This window comes from Vibrio sp. J502 (assembly GCF_025397955.1).
GTDB classification, from domain to species: Bacteria; Pseudomonadota; Gammaproteobacteria; order Enterobacterales; family Vibrionaceae; genus Vibrio; species Vibrio anguillarum.
The window spans coordinates 1,106,039-1,124,570 of record NZ_CP104555.1; the positions used below are offsets into that span (position 1 = coordinate 1,106,039).

An 18,532-nucleotide genomic window follows, 5' to 3' on the forward strand; every position below is an offset into this window, starting at 1 on the left:
TCATGCTTAAAACAACATTCAAAATATCGCTGCTCTGCTCTGCGTTATGGTTAGTCGGTTGTGGTGATGAAACGAACAGTTCGGGAGCAAGCACAACACCCACTTACGAAGCCTACATTCAAGACGCGTTAAAACGCGACACCAGCATAAAATTCACGCTCAGCGGCGCAAACGCAAACGTACCACTACCCTCTTTTGCACTCATGAATGCCAAAGACGGCACGTTAGAAATTCCAACCAAGGGTGATGACGCCTTAACCAATCCAGTCGCCGCTATGGGTACCATGGATGGTTGGTCAACATCAATGCCACTGTTTCTAGACTTTGAAGGCGTAGGATTGGCTGACGGTCTTATCTCTAACGGTATTTATTTAATTGAGCTGACCGACAGTATGATTGGCAGCCCAACGGTTAAAAATGTGCTGACATTGAACACCGACTTTACTGCCATCGCCAGTGCCAGCAGCGATAAAATTGCAATCGTACCAAACAAAGCGCTCAACCCTGCCAGTGAATATATTTTAGCCGTGACAGATGAGATTACCGATGTAAATGGCAATATTGCAGGCACATCCAGCAGCTACGCCGCGTTGAAGTCCAAAGTGAAAATCTATACCGATGATAAGCTAGGGGCATTACAAAAAGTGACCCAAGGCGTGGAAAGCATTTTCGCTTTGGCAGGGGTGGATCAAACCAAGATTATTTATTCAACGTGGTTTAGTACTCAATCTGTTGGTCAGACACTTTACAGTGTGAAAGGCGCCACCGCCGCAGGCCTTGCAACGACAGATATTGGCAACATTTGGAAGCAAGGTGCGAACCCAAACAACCTTAATTTGAGCGCCGCTTACACCATGAGCTTTGGTGCTACAACCGATTTTGTAACCGCACTTAATAACGATGCAAATTTTCAAACTTACATTGGCGCAGAAAAAACAACCGCTAAAGCGTTTATTGAAAATGAATACACAACCAGCAGTTATCACGTTAATGTCACGACTGGAACGGTTAAGCTCCCTTATTATTTAGAGAAAGGAAGCAACTGGAACTCACAGCCGTTTGAATCAGCAATGCCAAGTTTGGCCTTGATTAAAAATGCTTTGGCAGATGACAATGAAAAAGCCACCATCGCCAATCAGCTCATTGCTAACAATATCGACGTGACTCAACTAGCAACCAGCCCAAGTGAACAGCTTAAACTGGTGGGTTTGACCCTCACAAAGTCTGATGGCAGCGCACTCGATCCTCAGCGCATCATTACACGCTATAGCCCTGTACCTAAGGTGAAATCGTTAGAAGACGTTGATTTTTTACTGTTTACTCCTAACGCGGGAGCAAACTGGCCGATCGTGATTTACCAACACGGTATAACTTCTGTTAAAGAAGATGCGTACTTCACAGCAGCACATTTAGCCAATGCTGGTATCGCCGTGATTGCCATTGATCAACCACTGCATGGTGCTCGCAGTTTAGATGCGCAGCGCTCAGCTAATGCCGATATTCTAGCGTACCTCAATTTGAACAACTTGGCCGTCGCTCGTGACAACACGCGTCAGAGTATCTTAGATATCATGGGGCTGCGTGCGGCCATTACTTACTCACAAAGTGCAGGGTTGTTTGTTGGTTCTCAATTAGCAAACGCAGACAATACCGCGACGACACCACCAAAATTCCTTGGCCACTCATTGGGAGGAATCGTCGGCTTAAGCGCTGTCGCGAACGCGAACCGCACTATCGGTGATGCTAGTGGTGATACGCTGTATAAATTCTCTGGAATGGCCATTGCAAACTCAGGTGGTCAAATCGGTAACTTGTTAATGGGTTCAGCAAACTATGGCCCACTCATTAAACATAATCTCGCCTTAAGTGCGAGCCCCAAATACAAAGCATTCGCCGACCAATACTGTCCAGGGTTAACAGAGAAAGTTTGCTACACCACGTTTGAAAACACAGCCTCTGCCTCAGACAAAGCGGCACTGCAAAGTCAGTTGGATCAATTTACCTACGCGACTCAAACCTTGCTCGATACTATGGATCCATACACAAACGCAAGTTACCTAATCAGTGGTGGAACCACGACAATCCCTACTTATTTATTGCAAGTGGCGGGAGACGAGAGTGTGCCTAACAATGTCACAAATACACGTGCAGGCACCGAACCCCTAGCAACACTATTGGGATTAGCCAACGCAGCACCCTCTGATGTAATCACTAATACGTCTAAAGTCTTCGTAAAAATGGACAGTGGTACACACACAACCTTTCTCGCACCACAAGATACGGCCGATGGTGTGCTTCGCGCTGGAGCGCTATCACAACTGGCTATTTTCTTGAACTAACCGAGTAAACAGCCTGTTTACTTATTCAAACAGCTTCCTTGTTTTGAAGCTGTTTGAATTCTCCATCTGCCATATCTCAACAACTATCAAATCTTAGGTGCTGCTGAAGTGAAACAAAACACCGATCGTCATGTCAACATGACATGACTGATCGTTTCCCTGACAGCGTAAGTGGCGTCATTTCATAACACTTATTCTTCAGCCACCAGCAAAACTCCAAATTCAAAATTCGGTGCGTAGTGGTAAATTTCGCCATTGACGGAATCAAAAGACCACACCTGACCACTCGCTAGATGGGGTGATTGGCTCCATAAATACGACAAGATATTGCCTGCCTCATACTTAAAGCCTTGGGCAAATGCTCTGCTATTCATCGCTGGGCCAAAACACGCCATTTCAGTCAATGACACTAACTCTTTAATATTCGGCAATCGCCATTCGGCTTGGCTGGCAAATTGGTGCAATGCGTGTCGGCTTTGAGGATGGTTGATAGCCGCCACTTCTTGCAAAGCACTTTGCCAACGAAACCCGGTCGCTTCGCCATCACACTGCTCCGTAGCGGCGTTCCATGTTTTACCAACTTGGCAACGCATCCACGTTAAGCCAGTGAGCTTATCTTTGATCGTCCCCTGCTCACTGTAGAGATAGCGCGTGTTGGGTGCGCTTTTCGTCATATCAGGAGAACACTCTTGGGCGACGCCGACAGCAGAAAAGATCAAGCAAGAAGCCGCGATTAAATGAGATTTCATTAGTTGTTCTCCTTGGTTGCAACAACTCGAATCGGCAAGACATAAGACGGGTCATTGTCCGCCGCTGTGCTGCTGGAGTAGAGCTCAATTGGGCTACGCTCCCCTTTGGTTGCACCAGACAGCGCCGTGTAAAGATATTGCATCGAACCATCGCTTTGAAATTGAGAGGTATTGAGATAAGCAATGCCAGAAGTCCACGTATGCCCATCAAAAAATTCGGTGTTCTGCGGCTGATGCGGGAAATAGTCTTTGTTGAAACCAACTGCATCGTCACCCAATTCACCGAAATCAAGCATCATGTATTGCTCGCTGTTGGTCGGTAAACGCCACGTTTGTAACCCACACAATTTATCTTGATTGATACGATTGACGTAATCTTGCGTAGTGCAAATAGTATCACCTGCCGCCTGACAGGAAGCGGCCGTCACATCTTTTGCAAAAGGGATAAACTTGTCGGCAATTTCTAATGCAAACAACCGTTCTTTATAGTTCAAAGACGCGGCATCTTCTGACTTCACTTCCCAAATAAGTCCACTGTAAACATCTTTAACGCATGACCAATCGCTCGCTTCTGCCTCAAGTTCATTGCCAGCCGCATCTAATTTGATGAACGCAAAGCTCTTACCCGTCACGCCATTTTTGGCGGTAATATCTAGGCCATATTCAGCATCTTGACCGGGATAATCAGCATCAGCCCGCGCTTGTGCACCTTGATCGGAATAGAACTGAATAATGCCCGTGTCTTGCAGAGGTCGCTCTTCCGATACTTGCGCCATCAATGTATTAGCATATTCGGTCATCTTTTCGCCAGAAACGATCTCAGAGGCAATCAGTGGTGTATTTTTTGCCATGGTTTGCCCAAGCGTTGCCAGCAAATCAATTCGTTCACTTGCTTTCGCTTTTTGGAGCAACACGACAGCATTGGCATCCAATATTGCCAATGCTGTGTGGCTAAAGTTTTGTGAAATGTCACCATTCACTTCAACGCCTAATTGCAAAAGCTGCTCGGCAAGCAAGCGATTCGCTTCTTTCTCCGTATTTCCATCCAGCATAATGCCGGCAAAAATAGAACTCACACCGTTGAGGATATTGCCACTGCTTTTGCCCAGCGCCGGCGCAATCAGGATCGATGATTGGCTGGTTTGGCTACTTCTCGTCATAACGCTAATGCCAGTAGAAACGTTAGCCACTATAGGAAAACGGTAGATTTGAGTACTGTCACTCGTGAGAGTGTAGCGCCCTTGGCTATCGGCTTGTGTGCTGATTTCGCCCACATCACAGGCAAAGTTTTGGTTAGAATCAATGCAGACAGTGGCATCAAGTGCGACGTTTTGCGCTTGAATTTGGCCGCTGATTTTATGGCTAGGTAAAGATGCATTGGCTACATCTCCACTTCCACCGCCACCACAACCAGCCAGTAAAAGTGCCAGCGAAAGTGTTGAAAGTCTTAAGTGCATAGTTATGTGTTCTTCAGTTTAAGTGAAAAAATAGCCAACAAATTACGTCGTCTTATGGCGAATGCCGCGAGAGGAAGTAATAAGAGCAGTGAAGTCGAACCGCCACCTGTTTCAGGTGAAAGTGCGTTGGTCACAGGTTGAGGGCATTGATAGCCCGCTAGGCGGCCTACCCCCCATTCAATCAAGGTGCCGAAATTTCCCGGGTTGTAGTCAACCACTTCCAAACGCCAGTAGCCGCTTAGGGCTTCGCCTTGTAAAGAGCCCAATATGGCATCATGTGCCAGCACCCAATAGTCATCAAAACCATTGATGGCCGATGGTGCTTGGTTGAGTAATTCGACGCGTGTCCCTGCGGGTGAAATTAAGGTAACGCGCAGCTCTTGTAGCTCTGGGTGCGATAACTGCAAGCGAACCACAAAATCTTCATCAATCAATGCGTTGCCAACATCGATCGTCAAGCCATAGCTCTTCAATCCGGACGTAACCGTGTCTGCACCGTCAATACTGGCGTCTTTCAATACTGAATTTATGGCCACTGGCGGCGTTGCAAGCTGTGGCTTACCCACGATAAACGATAAAGTTTGCTTGTCAGATTGCATCGCAAGGTACGGTTGATATTGATAACTCGATTCAAGTTGTAGAGTCTGCTTGACGCCGCAGGTGTAGGTGGTTGGCAGCGCGATGCTCCATTGCTGCTGCTGGAATTTTTCGCTAGCGAAAGTAACGGTTTCACCTTGCAAAGTGGCTATCGTTTGTAAACTTGCTTGGCGATCCGTGGCCTGAATGTGCACGTTCAGCGGATCCGTTGGCATCACAAATCGACGTTCCAACAGGAATTTGAAGGGTTCTTGGACTAAGTTATGTTGCTTAAATTGCTGTAATAGCATCGCATCATAAGCGCGATGCGGGTACAGCTGTTTGGCGGTATACGGCATGCTTTCACTCAAATCATGCATTTTTAGACCACGACCTAAGCCGTACATTGATTCAAGAACAATACGGTCAAATTCAGAAAACGCTTCTTGACCGTACTCATTCACGGCCTGTTTCAACGCTTGAAATAAAGGGGTAGACCACAATTCGTCACCCAACTCACCTGCTACACTTTCATGCGCTCGATACTCTGCGGATGCAAAATATTTTGCCCGCTGATTCCACAAACTGCGTGTCGAAATACGAGAACCAAAATAGCCATCCCAATTAAACACGGTGTCAATTTCGAACGCTTTTCCTTGTGCATACTGGCGGCGAAAACTGTGCGAACCCGCCCAATAGTCACCAAAGCCTTCCCCAATCGCGCCCGAATGTCCATAAGCCCAATCGGGAACGATTTGATAATGAATTCCATGCCCAAGCTCATGGGTAACCACGTCGGCATCTAATGCATCGGGCGAGCCCCCAACACCAAACAACACCGCTTTCGGGCCAACATAATAAGAAGAGTTGTTGCTAGATAAACCTCTCGCATCAAACCTCACGGGCTCACTAAACAGGGAAAAACCGAGCTGTTTGGTATAATCAATCGATTGATCAAGATGGTAAAAAGCCATCAGCTGTACAAAGCGATCATCAAGCATCTCCATGGAGAGAATTTCAGTATCTGAGTTCCATTGCGCCACGTCTTCAGCGCTAAGTAAGCCAACACCGCTATCAACCCACTGCTTGGCATCATCTTGTTGCTGTATGGCGGTAGCATCAACTTGTCGTACTCGTTCATTGGCTAAGTAATATTTACCTGCACTTTGCAACATCTCGACATTCGCACTTTGGTAGTGCGGCTGGTTTGGGTAATCAGCAAGGTCATTCCACGCCGAATCTGGCGCAGGCAGTTGATCCATGGTTCTTAAATCGGGATCAAAAAGTTGCACATTGATGCTCTGCACATCTCCCGATGAGAGCGCAGGCGGTTCATTCGCCACCAATCGGCGGGGCGATTCGAGCTCTGCCGCTACCAATGCAACGCCATCTCGCTCGACTGTGTTGTGCAAACTTTGAACACGCGCGTCACTACGTCGGACTGATCGGTCGAGAGCACTAACGCTTTTTGCGGTTGGTATTGGCCGTTCTGCCATACATCAAAGTTGTAATGATTTCCCAGTAAACTCTCGGTTTGATAACGAAACTTCAGTGTCCCAACATCAGGATAAAGCGAGCTCAAATACAGCTCAGCCGACTCTTTCGTTGCAATGGTCGTTTTCGCCAGTGGATAGTCCCACTCCCCCGCAAAGGCGGAATGGCTCAAGCATAGCAAGGTGCTCAGAACGATAATTTTTTTCATCTCTAGCTCCTAAAACACGTATTTAGCCGTAGCGGTAAAGTAACGCCCGGGCTCAGTGGAATAGAGAGTTTGACTTTGACTTACACCCGCGACGTCTTGATAACGAACGTATTCACGGTCGAATAGGTTCATGATGTTGAGACTCACATCAAGGTCACGCATCACTTGATAACTCACGCCAAGATCGACCGTAGACCATGCCGACGTTTGCGCGCATTGCGCTTTACGGCCTATATCATCAGAGCATGCTGGTGCTCGGTCCATCGAACTCGCCCAGTTCCAACGTGCGTAGGCATCCCAATCTTGCTGCTGGTAATTTAGTTGTCCATTTCCTTCCCACGGCGTGATGGTACGAACGTATTCATCTTGATCATCTTTGCCATCCACATAACCCGCTTTGAACGTGGTTGACCAATGTTGATTCAGTTGATGGGCGAAGGTGAACTCCACACCATACGTTTCGACGCCATTAATATTTTGGTACTGCTTGATCCAAGCGCCTCTATCGCTATCAAATCCCACGTCTTTAGTGTCCATGAAATTGTCAAAGAGAGAGTAAAAAACCGCGACATAAGCTTGAGATTGGCCATTATCGTATTTTGAACCCAACTCAAAACTATCACTGGTTTCAGCCTGTAAATTCATGTTCGGCGCGATAAAAAACGGCGTCAGTGGAACAAAGCTGTGGTCTGCCGCACCGTAGGCTTTGTCATAGGTCGGAGCGCGGTAGCCGTGGTTGTAACTGAGGTAACTGTTGAATGATGGCGTCCACTGGTAAGCTACGGATGCGCTCGGTGACCATTCACTGGTTTGAATTTCACTAACAGCAAAACCAGCAATAGGTTGCTCTGACTGAGGAGTAAGGTTATTCAAATCAAAACGTAAACCAGCGCTAAATGTCCACTGGTTGAGGCTGAATCTATCTTGCAAATAGACGCCAAAACCATAGGCCTTCGCCGGTGCAAACGGAATAATATTTTCGTAGGTTTCCCCATTGGAATCCTTGGTATCCACGTGACGAGGGCGTTCATAACGATTGGTATTAAGCACTGCACCGTAAATAAATTGGTGCTCGATGTTGTGGACTCGTGCTGCTTTTTCTAAATCAACCGATAGCCCTATCAACTGATCAGAAAAACTTTCATCGCGTCGCTCACGACGAAATTCAAGGGTGTCGAAAAAGGCATGTTCTTTGGTCAATAAGCGATTGGTTTGAGTATCACTTTGACTATCACGCCAGTAAAGCTTGGCGTCCACATGGTCTGCCCAGAAAGAAAGGGTATCTAATTGCACCCCCAATGATGCCGATAAGGTTTGGTGCTGTTCCTGTTCAAAAAATTCTTTGCTTTCCCATTTGTCATCGCGCTGAATGGAAGCAATGCCTTCTTTGCGGATGTTTTCATCTTTATAGGCGTTAAATTTTGCACTGAGTAACAGCGAATCATTGACCATGTGATCGTGGGCTAACGATGCACTGAATCCTTCAATATCTCGGTTATAGAGATCTTGGTTAAAGTTGCGAGTCTCTTCGCCTTGCCAATATGAAATGGTCACCAAGCTTTCACCATTTCCATTGCGCACCGCTAACGTGCTACTGCTCTTATATTGATTGCTGATCCCTGTGTAGGAGCCAGAGGCATCAATATAGAAATCACGTCCTTGCAAATAATCCGCCGGCGATTTTGTGGTGACAACCACAACGCCGCCGATCGCGCCCGAACCATGAATGGTAGACCCTGCCCCTTTCACAACCTCAATGCTTTTTATGTTGTCTAAGGCGAAAGTATTGCGGCCTACCTTATCGTTAATGTCATTGGCACCATAGCCGTCCGATGCGGCGACGCCATCTTGAATGATCGCAATGCGGTTGCCCGTCATCCCTCGAATCGTGATGTTTTGTGGCCGACCAGCGCCACCCGTAACACTGATTCCGGGTTCATGACTCAATACATCATACAGTTCTGTCGCGCCTTGTTTTTCAATGCTTTCACCGTCGATCGCTGATATTGATCCGGCGACTTTTGACAGCGGCTATTCTACTTTATTGGCACTCACCACCACTTCTTCAAGCTTGGTTAGGCTGAATTCGGCATGCACTGACCCTACCGCAAGCACGCTAAGCACCGCTGCGGTGATTGGAGAAAGCTTCATTTACTGCTCCGCTTTTTTGTTTTTATCTATGGTAAGAAGAAAGGCGTATTCCACGGCCTGTTGCTGTAGTGCCTTACGTGAATCGCTACTGTGCCCGCTATTGAAGTCCGTCCATAACAAGTAAGGCCCGCTACCCGTACTCATCATCGACATTTTTTCTATGTATTTCGCGCCTTCCCAATAAGGGACACGGTTATCAAACCACCCGACACGGACGAGGGTTGGCGGATAAGGTTTGGCTTGAATATTGAGTAGTGGGTCATAAGCTTCAATTGCTGAGCGTTGCAATGGCTGACTAGGATCTCCCCACTCTTCTCGCTGCTGCACCGAGAGTGAAGAGGAGTCTTCTGCGGACATGCTTCTAAGCACATCCACAAAAGGCACTTGCAGCACCACTCCAGCAAAAAGTGCTGGGTTTTGATTAACCGCGGCCGCAACTAAGGTTCCACCAGCGCTGCCGCCAATCGCATAAATAGCGCGTTGGCCGTTATTAAAATGCTGCAATGAAGAGGCGACGTTCAGGAAATCTGAGATGCCTATTTTTTTCAGAATGCCAGACCCAGCGCGGTGCCATAATTCACCGTGATAGCCACCACCGCGCACATGAGCAATCGCATAAATTACGCCTTGATCCAATAAACTGATCACTTGTGGCATAAAGTACGGACGCATCGTGACGCCATACGCGCCGTAGCCATAAAGAAAGACGCTGGACTGTGCGCTCAAGGTGTCTTTTCGGTACGCCAAAGTGACAGGAATAGCCACGCCATCAACATCCACCACAATCTGTTGTGACTCATACTGTTCCGGTAAATAAGCCGGATAGTGGTCTTGACCCAGTCGCTTCCATTGTAAGCTTGCCACATCAAACTCACGCCAAACTCCTGCAGAAACCATCGACATTGAACGCACGCGTAGTTTATTGCTTTGCCAATCACCGTTACGAGAGACCCAAGCGACCTCACTTTCTGTTGCCAAAGGCTGTGATGCTCTCAACTTTCCATGCTGATCCATAATGGCCAGTTGAGAATGCTGTGCTTGGTTGGTTTTAACCACAACGCCAGCTTGATATAAATAAAAATTATCCAGCGTGGAATGATCATCTGGCGCATAAAAAAGCTGCCAAGGGTTTTCATTCATGCTCAGTAATCGACGGTAGAGTGCAAACTTGCCGTTGAAGTTACTATTGATGTAGAGCCAGCCATTAGCAACGTCTGCGTAGTATTCAATACCCGGCTGTGCGGCACGAAGCGGAAGGCTTAAGTGAGAGCTGTTGGTCTTTAAAATACGTTGTTCACTGCTGTTTTCATTGTTGACTTGCACGAGGGCAAAATGCGGATCCGCCGCCAAATAGAGAGACACAATCCACTGCGGATCAGCCCATTCCCATAGGGTTTTTGTCTGCTTGCTCAGCACATCATAGCGCTGTAATAAGCTAGAAGAACGGCTTTCTTCTGCCGCCCAAAAATAGAGGTATTGGCCATTTTCAGACCAAATAGCTTGAGTCGTTGCAGATTGGCTAAGCACGATTTCCTGCTTCGATACACGATCCACCAGCGTCAGCGTGTAGTGCTCTTCCCCAGTCAAATCTTCGCTTAATGCAATAAAGCGGTCCCCTTTTGCCACCGCCCAATTGGCTAACTGGTAATAATCTGATTGCTGCTGTCTTACACTGATATTGACCAAGCACTCAATTGGGCTGTCTTCTGCGGTCTTTTTAACAACAAAACGTTCCCCCTTAATTACTTGATCATGATAGTAATTTTGGTACTGGATGAGCCAAGGTGTCGGTGCTTTTACGCTCTGACTCTCTGACCATGTTTTGACTAGTGCATTAGAAAGTGGCGTGGCTTGATTGAGCCACTGTTGTGTTTTTTTATTGTGATCTTCAAGGTGTGCTCGAACCTTAGGCTGGCTACGCGAGCCATCTTCTAGCCACAGCAGTGACTCACCATAAGATGAATGAAAACAAGATAAACCAACAATAAAAGAAATGATATTGAGTAATTTCATTATGATCAGTGAAAACATAGCCAATTATTATAATGAGGCGCAGCTTGCTGCTAAACGATAATGAGATCAATTATCATTTTTATATAAAATAGAGAAATTATGAAATTTATAAGGGTGAACGTTTGCGTGTATATAAAAACACCGCCAATTTGGCGGTGTTTTTATAATTAGGGTGAGGTTGTCTCAGCAAATACTGGCATTGAGTCCGTCAGCAGATTCGATTGACCGAAAGGCCACGCTGACAAGACGCTCGCTGTTACTCATCGTCAACTTTAGGTGCAACTCTCTTTTTCGGCACAAATACCGCATCACCCACTGCCACATTCTGATAAAAGGTTTTATCGCGTTTAACGGGCTTCTTATTAGCGGTGTGCGCCTTGGGCTTAGTACTTTTAGTCTTAGCGGCTGCGTTTTTCTTAAAGGCTGGAACTCGTGGTTTTAGTCCGGTAAATTTACCTTTCAGATCATCAAATTGAGAGAACTCAATATCTTGCTGCAAAAAGGCTTCCACGCGCTTGAAGCTGTCCCAATCTTTTGGGCCAACCAGCGAGATTGCATCACCTTTATTACCCGCACGGCCTGTACGACCAACACGGTGCACATACTCTTCCGTATGTTTGGGCATATCAAAGTTAATCACGTGCGTCACGTTCGCGATATCAAGGCCACGTGAAGCCACATCCGTCGTGACCAAAATTTTAAATACAGCGCGCTCAAACTGGCTCATGATGGTGTTGCGCTGGTTTTGATTTAAATTACCACTCAACGCAACGGCTTTCAGTTTCTGCTCGTTGAGTTTAAGCGTTAAACGCTCAGTATCAGAACGGGTCGCGGTAAAAATGATCACTTGTCGATATTCGGCTTCTTGCAGCACGCGTTCGAGTAAGGCTTCTTTGTGATCGAGATGATCGCAGAGGTAGAATTTTTGGGTGATGTCTTTATGCTCTTCGTTGACAACACCAATCGAAATGCGTTTTGGATCTTTAAGCAACTCGGTACCAAAGTCATTCACTTGGCCGTGATCAAGCGTTGCGGAAAACATCAGTGTTTGGCGACGACGGTGGTTCGCTGCATGATGAATACGGCGTAGTTCCGGAGCAAAACCTAGGTCCAGCATGCGGTCAGCTTCATCAAGGATCAGCGTATCTAAACCATCAAGACGCAACGAGCGATGCTCTAAGTGATCCGCTAAACGACCAGGAGTCGCCACAATAAAACGGGGGAAACGGCGCAGTGCTTTTACTTGGTCGTTAAAGTTTTCACCGCCCACAATCAGCGTTGCTTCGTAGCTCAACCCACTGAGCATAGTACGTAGCTCACCGTACACTTGTTTGGCCAACTCACGTGTCGGAGCGAGAATCAGAGCTCTAGGGTCTTTTGCTGATAACGCTTTAGTTTTGAGAGACTTATGCAGCATTGGCAAAACAAACGCTAATGTTTTACCCGAACCAGTCTTAGAGGATGCCAACAAATCTTTACCTGCAATCGCCACGGGAACCGCTTGTTGTTGGATCTCTGTCGCTTGTTTGAAGTCATAGTGTTTGAGGGTCTTCAATAAGCGATTGTCTAAGCCTAAATCTTTAAACTGCAAAGGATTCTCCAAAAATTTGTAAAGTTGCCACAATAAATAGGGCAAGAGGTCAAAATGAAAACGCAATATGATAGCCCGAAAGGCGCTTAGATAGATAGAGATCACATAAAAATAATCAGCACGCACACTTTTTCAAGGCATAAGAAGATAGAAAATACGTCTCTTAACGATGAGACATAGCGGAGTAAATGGGCATAAATTGAAATTCTTGGATTATTTTGACGTTCGGCTACTGGGTGAACGCTAGAATAGTGTCTACAATTGAGTTCGTCACTATATGATGATTTCCAAACAAGTGTATACCCAAACGACTTGACGTTGCAGGTAAACAGCACCGCTGTAGCTTCAAGTAGGAAAAGTATAATAGGGCATCATTGATAATAATCTTACAAACAAGGAGTTCAATAATGAATAAGATGTTAATTGCAGCTGCAGCCTCTTCTGTACTTCTACTTGCTGGTTGTGCATCAGGCCCTGATGACGCAGCAATGACGAAAATGGATCAGCTAAGCAACCAAGTTAGCCAACTCAGTGATCAAATTTCTGCACTTAAGAGCGAGCAATCGACACTTTCGTCTAAAGTAAGCCAAGCGGCTGATGCCGCTGCCGCTGCGCAAGAAGAAGCGGCTCGTGCAAACGAGCGTATCGATAATATTGCTCAGTCATACACGAAATAATTTCGTTATATTCCATAGCTGAAATTGCTTAAAAGGCTTGTTAATTCAAGCCTTTTTTATTGCTGCTATTACATGGTTCACCATTAATGAACTCATCAACTTCTTTAATTACTCCAATGAGGTTGAAAAATCTGCAGCCACAACTTCGACAGGCACACCATTTTGCGCCAAGATCACCGCTCTCGCTTTCGCATCTGATTTGTTAAATTCATCCAACCACCAGCGAAGTTCTTGCGGTACCTGCAACTCTTTTTTACTGCCGTTACTGCGCGTCAAAGGTTCATGAGCTTCAAGAAATACGCTTCGATCTGGCTCTAAGGCTAATTTTATCGGCTCATCAATCACTTTCACTTTCTCGCCACGCTGAACCTGCTTAAACAGCCATTCAATATCCTTGGGATCCATACGAATACAACCAGAGCTGACTCTCATACCAATACCAAAATCTTTGTTGGTACCGTGGATCAAATAATCACCCGCACCATAAGCGAGACGAAGCGCGTATTCACCAAGCGGGTTATCTGGCCCAGCAGGCACAACCGCAGGCAGTTCAATACCTTTCGCTTTATATTCAGTGCGGATAGATTGAGGAGGTGTCCAAGTTGGGTTCGGCCGTTTTTGGCTGATAGTGGTTTCCATTTCGGGCGTGTCACGACCAATACGGCCAATGCCGACGGGGAAAATATGCACTTTGCGTTTTTCAGGCTCAAAGTAATAGAGCCGCAGTTCCGCTAAGTTGATGACGATGCCTTCGTAAGCCACGCGCGGTAAAATAATTTGTGACGGAATGGTTAGCACAAACTCTTGCTGCGGCAAAAATGGGTCAATTCCTTTGTTAGCCGCCATCAAAGATAAAAACCCAACATCGTACTGTTTTGCAATTTGCGCTAAGGTTTCGCCCTGCTCAATCACGTGATATTGAGTTCGGCCAACCATGCTACTGCCTTCGGCAGGAAAATCATAAGTCGCGGCAAACGCGTTCACACTGAGCGCACCCCAGCAACAACACAAAGAGAGTAGCTTGCGTAGCATGGTGATCAGGTATCCTTGGCGTCTTTATAGAGCTGTAAGGTTATCTCTCTTTCTACTTTATGATCAACCATTGGCGCGGGATATGACAAGGAATTGACGGCAGGGAATTTCCAAGGCGTGTGGATGTACTTATCTGGCAACGAAGCCAATTCAGGTACCCACTGACGAATAAAATCCCCTTTCGGATCAAAACGTTCCCCTTGGCTGGTAGGGTTAAAAATTCGAAAATAAGGTTGCCCATCACACCCTGTTGAAGCGCACCACTGCCAACCGCCATTGTTGGATGCATAATCGCCATCCACTAATGTTTGCATAAAATATTGTTCACCAAGCCGCCAATCGATATGCAGATCTTTGGTTAGAAAACTGGCCACAACCATCCTTAATCGGTTATGCATCCACCCCGTTTTGTTCAGTTGGCGCATCGCCGCATCGACAATAGGGAACCCGGTTTGCCCCTGCTGCCAACGTTCAAAGGCCGTTGAGTTCTCCCACCAAGATACATGTTTCCCCCAAGGTGCAAAATCTTTTCCTTTACAGAGATCAGGACGAAACCCGATCAGATGCTGATAGAATTCACGCCAAATGATTTCGCTCAGCCAAGTTTGCGCCCCTTCAGACAACCCAATATGTTGCGATTCAGCGTATAGACGCGCCATACATTGACGCGCAGAAAGCGCCCCTATTGCGAGATAAGGTGATAGTGCGCTGGTCGAATCCAACGCGGGGAAATCACGTTGCTGGTGGTAATTCTGTACCTTATCACGGCAAAACTGGCGTAATTTAGCGCGAATTGCATCGAACTCGACCACCCAATGATCACTGCTGATGCGTGGGTAGCTGAACGAGCGGTGTTCGCTCCACAGCAACGGCTCAAGATCCTTTATGCGTTTATAATGTGCCGAAATAGACGTTGGTAAAATTTGAGGAATAGCCGCTTGTGACAACCACGCCCGTTTAAAAGGCGTAAAGACTTTGAAATAATCACCTTGCTTGTTTTTGACCAAACCGGGGGCAATAATGCACTTATCGTCGTATGCTCGCCACTCGATCTGGCGCTCTAGGCAAAACTGGCTCGCCATCTCATCACGCTGCAACTCATTGATTTCATACTCGCGATTAACCAACACAGCGCTGGCATTAAGCTGCTTAGCAATAGTGGCAATCTGCTGCGCAGCATCAGCGTAATCATCAACTTCCTCATACAGCAGAGCAATATTGAGTGCTTGCAGTTCACGTTGCAGCTCAAATAAACGCCGATAAATAAGATCCGCCTGCATCGGAGCAAGATGGTGTTTTTGCCACTGTGCTGGCGTTGCAATGAATACGGCAACAACAGGTTCTTCGCCATCAATGGCGGCATGTAATGCCGTATTATCAACGGATCGTAAATCTCGGCGCAGCCAGAGTAATTTCACTGTACATCCTTACTGATTAATCTAACGAATGGTGCAGACGAGCAACCACATCTGACAACGAAAGCTTATCTCCCAGTGAGATACGCAATTTCCGTAACGCTTGAACTTGCTGCTCGGTTAACGCTCGATTGGCAAACAGCGCAACCTGTTGGTAGTTTGCTAAAGCATCATGATCAACAAGAGCGGTAAGATCTTCGACACCATCTAAGATAGTGAGGTTATACCCAGCTTCCACCTTTCCCACGAACCATAACCAAGCCAGTATGCTCGATGTTGGATCAAGATTAACGCAAAGACATTTTCCTTTAGTTGCCGCTTTGTTTTCCGCTTCAATGATCGAGCTCAACTTGCTTATCATCAGTGCCTGAAAAAGCCCTTTTTGCAAACTGCGCAGCGGTCCTTTAACCCGCTCTAACGTGTCGATGACAGGAAAGACAAACTGCTGCTCAACAATCTCTAACGGATACTCTTTCAATACTGTAGCAATGGTTGATTCCGCTTTGCCTTTATTGAGATCCACTAAAGCTTGCAGCAATTGTTCTTGCTCTAAAAGCTCTGAACCATGATTTGCCAAAGTATCGATGATGCTTTCACTGCCACTAAGCAATGCACTCACTTTGCCAATCGAAACCCCTTTCGCCAGCCAGCCTTGAATAATACGAATCGTCGCAATATCCTCTTGTGAATAAAGGCGATGCCCTTTTTCCGTGCGCTGTGGCTGAACAAGGTGATAGCGGCGCTGCCATGCACGCAAGGTAACGGGCTTTACTCCAGTCATCTCGGCAACGTCTCGAATAGCGTATAATTTTTCAGTCATCATGTTTTTAGTCAGTGGGTTCTCATAGTCCATAACGTAACCTTAGCGTTTGTGGATAAGGCGATAAATAGTGCTGTTGCTGCAGATAAGCATCGGGATACATTTTTATGTAATGTTTGAGCAACGTAATAGGCGCAAGTAAAGGAAGCTCGCCAGTTCGATAGTCATCAATCAATTGCGCTAACTCTACTTTCTGCTCTTTGTTTAAGGCTCGTTTGAAATAACCCTGAATGTGCATCAAAACATTGGTGTTATTTTTACGGCTCGCTCTGTGTTTAAGCGCATCCATTAGCCCTTGGCGATAATGCTCAATAAAATACTGTGGCGGATGCTGCTTGACTTCAGCCACCAAACGGCCGAGTTCTCGATACGCTTGCGGGTGATGCGCCATTAACGTCAATTTGTAGCGTGAATGAAAAGCCACCACTTTGCCCGGTGTCGGGTTGTCACCTATCGATTGATAAAAATCATGTAAACAGTAGACACGCGTAATGAAGTTTTCGCGAAGCACAGGATCATGCAAACGGCCATCTTCCTCTACAGGCAACCACGGCATTTTACGCATCAAAGTGGCGGTATAAAGCCCAACACCCTCTTTGTCTGCTCGCTGATGCTTATAGACTTTGACTCTTTCCATGCCACATGTCGGGGATTTCGCACAAACGATATAACCACACAATTTCATCAATTCGAGCTCATCAACTTTTCGTTCTGAGAAATCGAACATGGCTTGCGTGTAATCTTTGGTTTCATCTTTAGTTTCAACCAGCGCTAAACGCTCTTCGTGAGAGATCAGGCGAATGGTAGGCCTTGGCACGGTTAAGCCAATCGCAACCTCTGGGCAAACGGGTATGAAAGAGAAATAATTCGTTAACTCTTTGGTCACAAAGTCACTCGCTTTGTGGCCAGAATCAAAACGGACTTGCTCTCCCAGCACACATGCACTGATCCCGATACGAATTTCTGGATTACTCATCGCCGCCTCATATACAAAAATATTTGTTGTATAATGTATAGCACACTCCAACCACCTTATACAAAATATATTTATGTACACATAAAAGGTAAACGTTTACCCAAATCGATTGCCTTACCACTTTCAATACTTTTAGTTATCAATGAGCCACAAAAAGGGTATTAACCTCCATTCTGTGACAAATCTCTCAAGGAACAGTGTCAGGTCTAGCTAGTATTGCCTCAACAAAACACATCAGATTCAACAGAATTAGTAATTTAATCCACTTATTGCGGATAAATCGCTGACTCGAAAACTTTGGAGTAACAACGATGGCAACCCCACACATTAATGCGCAAGTTGGTGATTTCGCTGAAACCGTTCTAATGCCAGGCGATCCATTACGTGCAAAATACATTGCTGAAACTTTTTTAGATGATGCTAAACAGGTTTGTGATGTTCGCAGTATGTTCGGTTATACCGGTACTTATAAAGGTAAAAAAGTATCCGTTATGGGCCACGGTATGGGCATTCCATCATGCTCGATTTATGTTCACGAGTTGATTTCAGAATACGGTGTAAAAAATATCATCCGTATTGGTAGCTGTGGCGCAGTTCGTGACGATGTCAATCTAATGGATATCGTTATTGGTATGGGTGCTTCAACCGATTCCAAAGTTAACCGCATCCGTTTTAACAACCACGATTTTGCCGCGATTGCGGATTACGGATTGCTTGAAACGGCCGTCAATCAAGCACGCGCACAAAACGTGCCCGTGAAGGTAGGCAACGTGTTTTCCGCTGATCTGTTCTACACACCTGAAGGTGATTTATTCGAAAAAATGAATAAGCTTGGCATCTTAGGTGTGGATATGGAAGCGGCCGGTATTTATGGCGTTGCAGCGGATCTAGGCGCAAAAGCATTGACGATTCTTACGGTGTCAGACCACATCATTCGCGGTGAGAAATTAAGCTCTGAAGATCGCCAAACCTCTTTTAACGACATGATGAAAGTCGCGCTTGAAACAGCGATTAGTATCTAATTTTTAAACCTC

General features: G+C 46.1%; 14 protein-coding genes. 3 read left to right on the forward strand and 11 right to left on the reverse strand.

Annotated features, from left to right (window positions below; all coding sequences use genetic code 11):
- Positions 1-2 precede the first annotated feature (2 nt).
- Positions 3-2,339, forward strand: a complete 2,337-nt coding sequence (locus N5E84_RS20890; protein WP_081245183.1) for a VolA/Pla-1 family phospholipase — start codon at positions 3-5, stop codon at positions 2,337-2,339.
- Positions 2,340-2,530: 191 nt separating this feature from the next.
- Here N5E84_RS20890 and N5E84_RS20895 read toward each other — a convergent pair whose 3' ends face one another.
- From N5E84_RS20895 to N5E84_RS20925, 7 genes are all read right to left on the reverse strand, one after another.
- Entirely contained in the window at positions 2,531-3,088 is a 558-nt protein-coding gene (locus N5E84_RS20895; RefSeq protein ID WP_019282645.1) for a DUF1566 domain-containing protein, read from the reverse strand.
- Positions 3,088-4,545 (reverse strand): DUF1566 domain-containing protein, encoded by a 1,458-nt coding sequence (locus N5E84_RS20900; RefSeq protein ID WP_019282646.1) that lies wholly within the window; start codon positions 4,543-4,545, stop codon positions 3,088-3,090. The genes N5E84_RS20895 and N5E84_RS20900 overlap by 1 nt, the downstream gene beginning before the upstream one ends.
- A 2-nt stretch (positions 4,546-4,547) precedes the next feature.
- Positions 4,548-6,533 carry a proprotein convertase P-domain-containing protein gene (locus N5E84_RS20905; protein ID WP_232513698.1) on the reverse strand — a complete coding sequence of 662 codons (1,986 nt, stop codon included), beginning with the start codon at positions 6,531-6,533 and terminating at the stop codon, positions 4,548-4,550.
- On the reverse strand, positions 6,494-6,823 hold the full coding sequence (locus N5E84_RS20910; protein WP_231494669.1) for a hypothetical protein: 330 nt from the start codon (positions 6,821-6,823) through the stop codon (positions 6,494-6,496). The genes N5E84_RS20905 and N5E84_RS20910 overlap by 40 nt, the downstream gene beginning before the upstream one ends.
- Positions 6,824-6,832: 9 nt before the next feature.
- Positions 6,833-8,851 (reverse strand): TonB-dependent hemoglobin/transferrin/lactoferrin family receptor, encoded by a 2,019-nt coding sequence (locus N5E84_RS20915; protein ID WP_231494679.1) that lies wholly within the window; start codon positions 8,849-8,851, stop codon positions 6,833-6,835.
- 123 nt (positions 8,852-8,974) lie between these two features.
- Positions 8,975-10,987: a prolyl oligopeptidase family serine peptidase gene (locus tag N5E84_RS20920; RefSeq protein ID WP_019282647.1), complete on the reverse strand. Its 2,013-nt coding sequence runs from the start codon at positions 10,985-10,987 to the stop codon at positions 8,975-8,977.
- A 256-nt stretch (positions 10,988-11,243) separates the two neighbouring features.
- Positions 11,244-12,590 carry a DEAD/DEAH box helicase gene (locus tag N5E84_RS20925; protein ID WP_026027154.1) on the reverse strand — a complete coding sequence of 449 codons (1,347 nt, stop codon included), beginning with the start codon at positions 12,588-12,590 and terminating at the stop codon, positions 11,244-11,246.
- A 395-nt stretch (positions 12,591-12,985) separates the two neighbouring features.
- Here N5E84_RS20925 and N5E84_RS20930 point away from each other — a divergent pair, with 395 nt between their 5' ends.
- Entirely contained in the window at positions 12,986-13,255 is a 270-nt protein-coding gene (locus tag N5E84_RS20930) for an Lpp/OprI family alanine-zipper lipoprotein (RefSeq protein ID WP_026027153.1), read from the forward strand.
- Between the two features lie 108 nt (positions 13,256-13,363).
- Here the strand turns inward: N5E84_RS20930 and N5E84_RS20935 are convergent, their stop codons facing one another.
- Genes N5E84_RS20935 through N5E84_RS20950 form a run of 4 tightly spaced genes read right to left on the reverse strand, consistent with a single transcriptional unit; the run spans position 13,364 to position 17,498 of the window.
- Positions 13,364-14,287 (reverse strand): L,D-transpeptidase family protein, encoded by a 924-nt coding sequence (locus tag N5E84_RS20935; RefSeq protein ID WP_013868372.1) that lies wholly within the window; start codon positions 14,285-14,287, stop codon positions 13,364-13,366.
- A 5-nt stretch (positions 14,288-14,292) separates the two neighbouring features.
- Positions 14,293-15,705, reverse strand: a complete 1,413-nt coding sequence (gene phrB, locus N5E84_RS20940) for a deoxyribodipyrimidine photo-lyase (protein ID WP_069212010.1) — start codon at positions 15,703-15,705, stop codon at positions 14,293-14,295.
- Between the two features lie 16 nt (positions 15,706-15,721).
- On the reverse strand, positions 15,722-16,555 hold the full coding sequence (locus N5E84_RS20945; RefSeq protein WP_019282545.1) for a MerR family transcriptional regulator: 834 nt from the start codon (positions 16,553-16,555) through the stop codon (positions 15,722-15,724).
- On the reverse strand, positions 16,545-17,498 hold the full coding sequence (locus tag N5E84_RS20950) for a YbgA family protein (RefSeq protein ID WP_026027151.1): 954 nt from the start codon (positions 17,496-17,498) through the stop codon (positions 16,545-16,547). Before N5E84_RS20950 ends, N5E84_RS20945 begins: the two co-directional genes overlap by 11 nt.
- Before the next feature lie 311 nt (positions 17,499-17,809).
- On the opposite strand from N5E84_RS20950, the gene deoD reads away from it, so the two are divergent.
- Entirely contained in the window at positions 17,810-18,520 is a 711-nt protein-coding gene (deoD, locus tag N5E84_RS20955; protein WP_013868368.1) for a purine-nucleoside phosphorylase, read from the forward strand.
- The last annotated feature ends 12 nt before the right edge of the window (positions 18,521-18,532 follow it).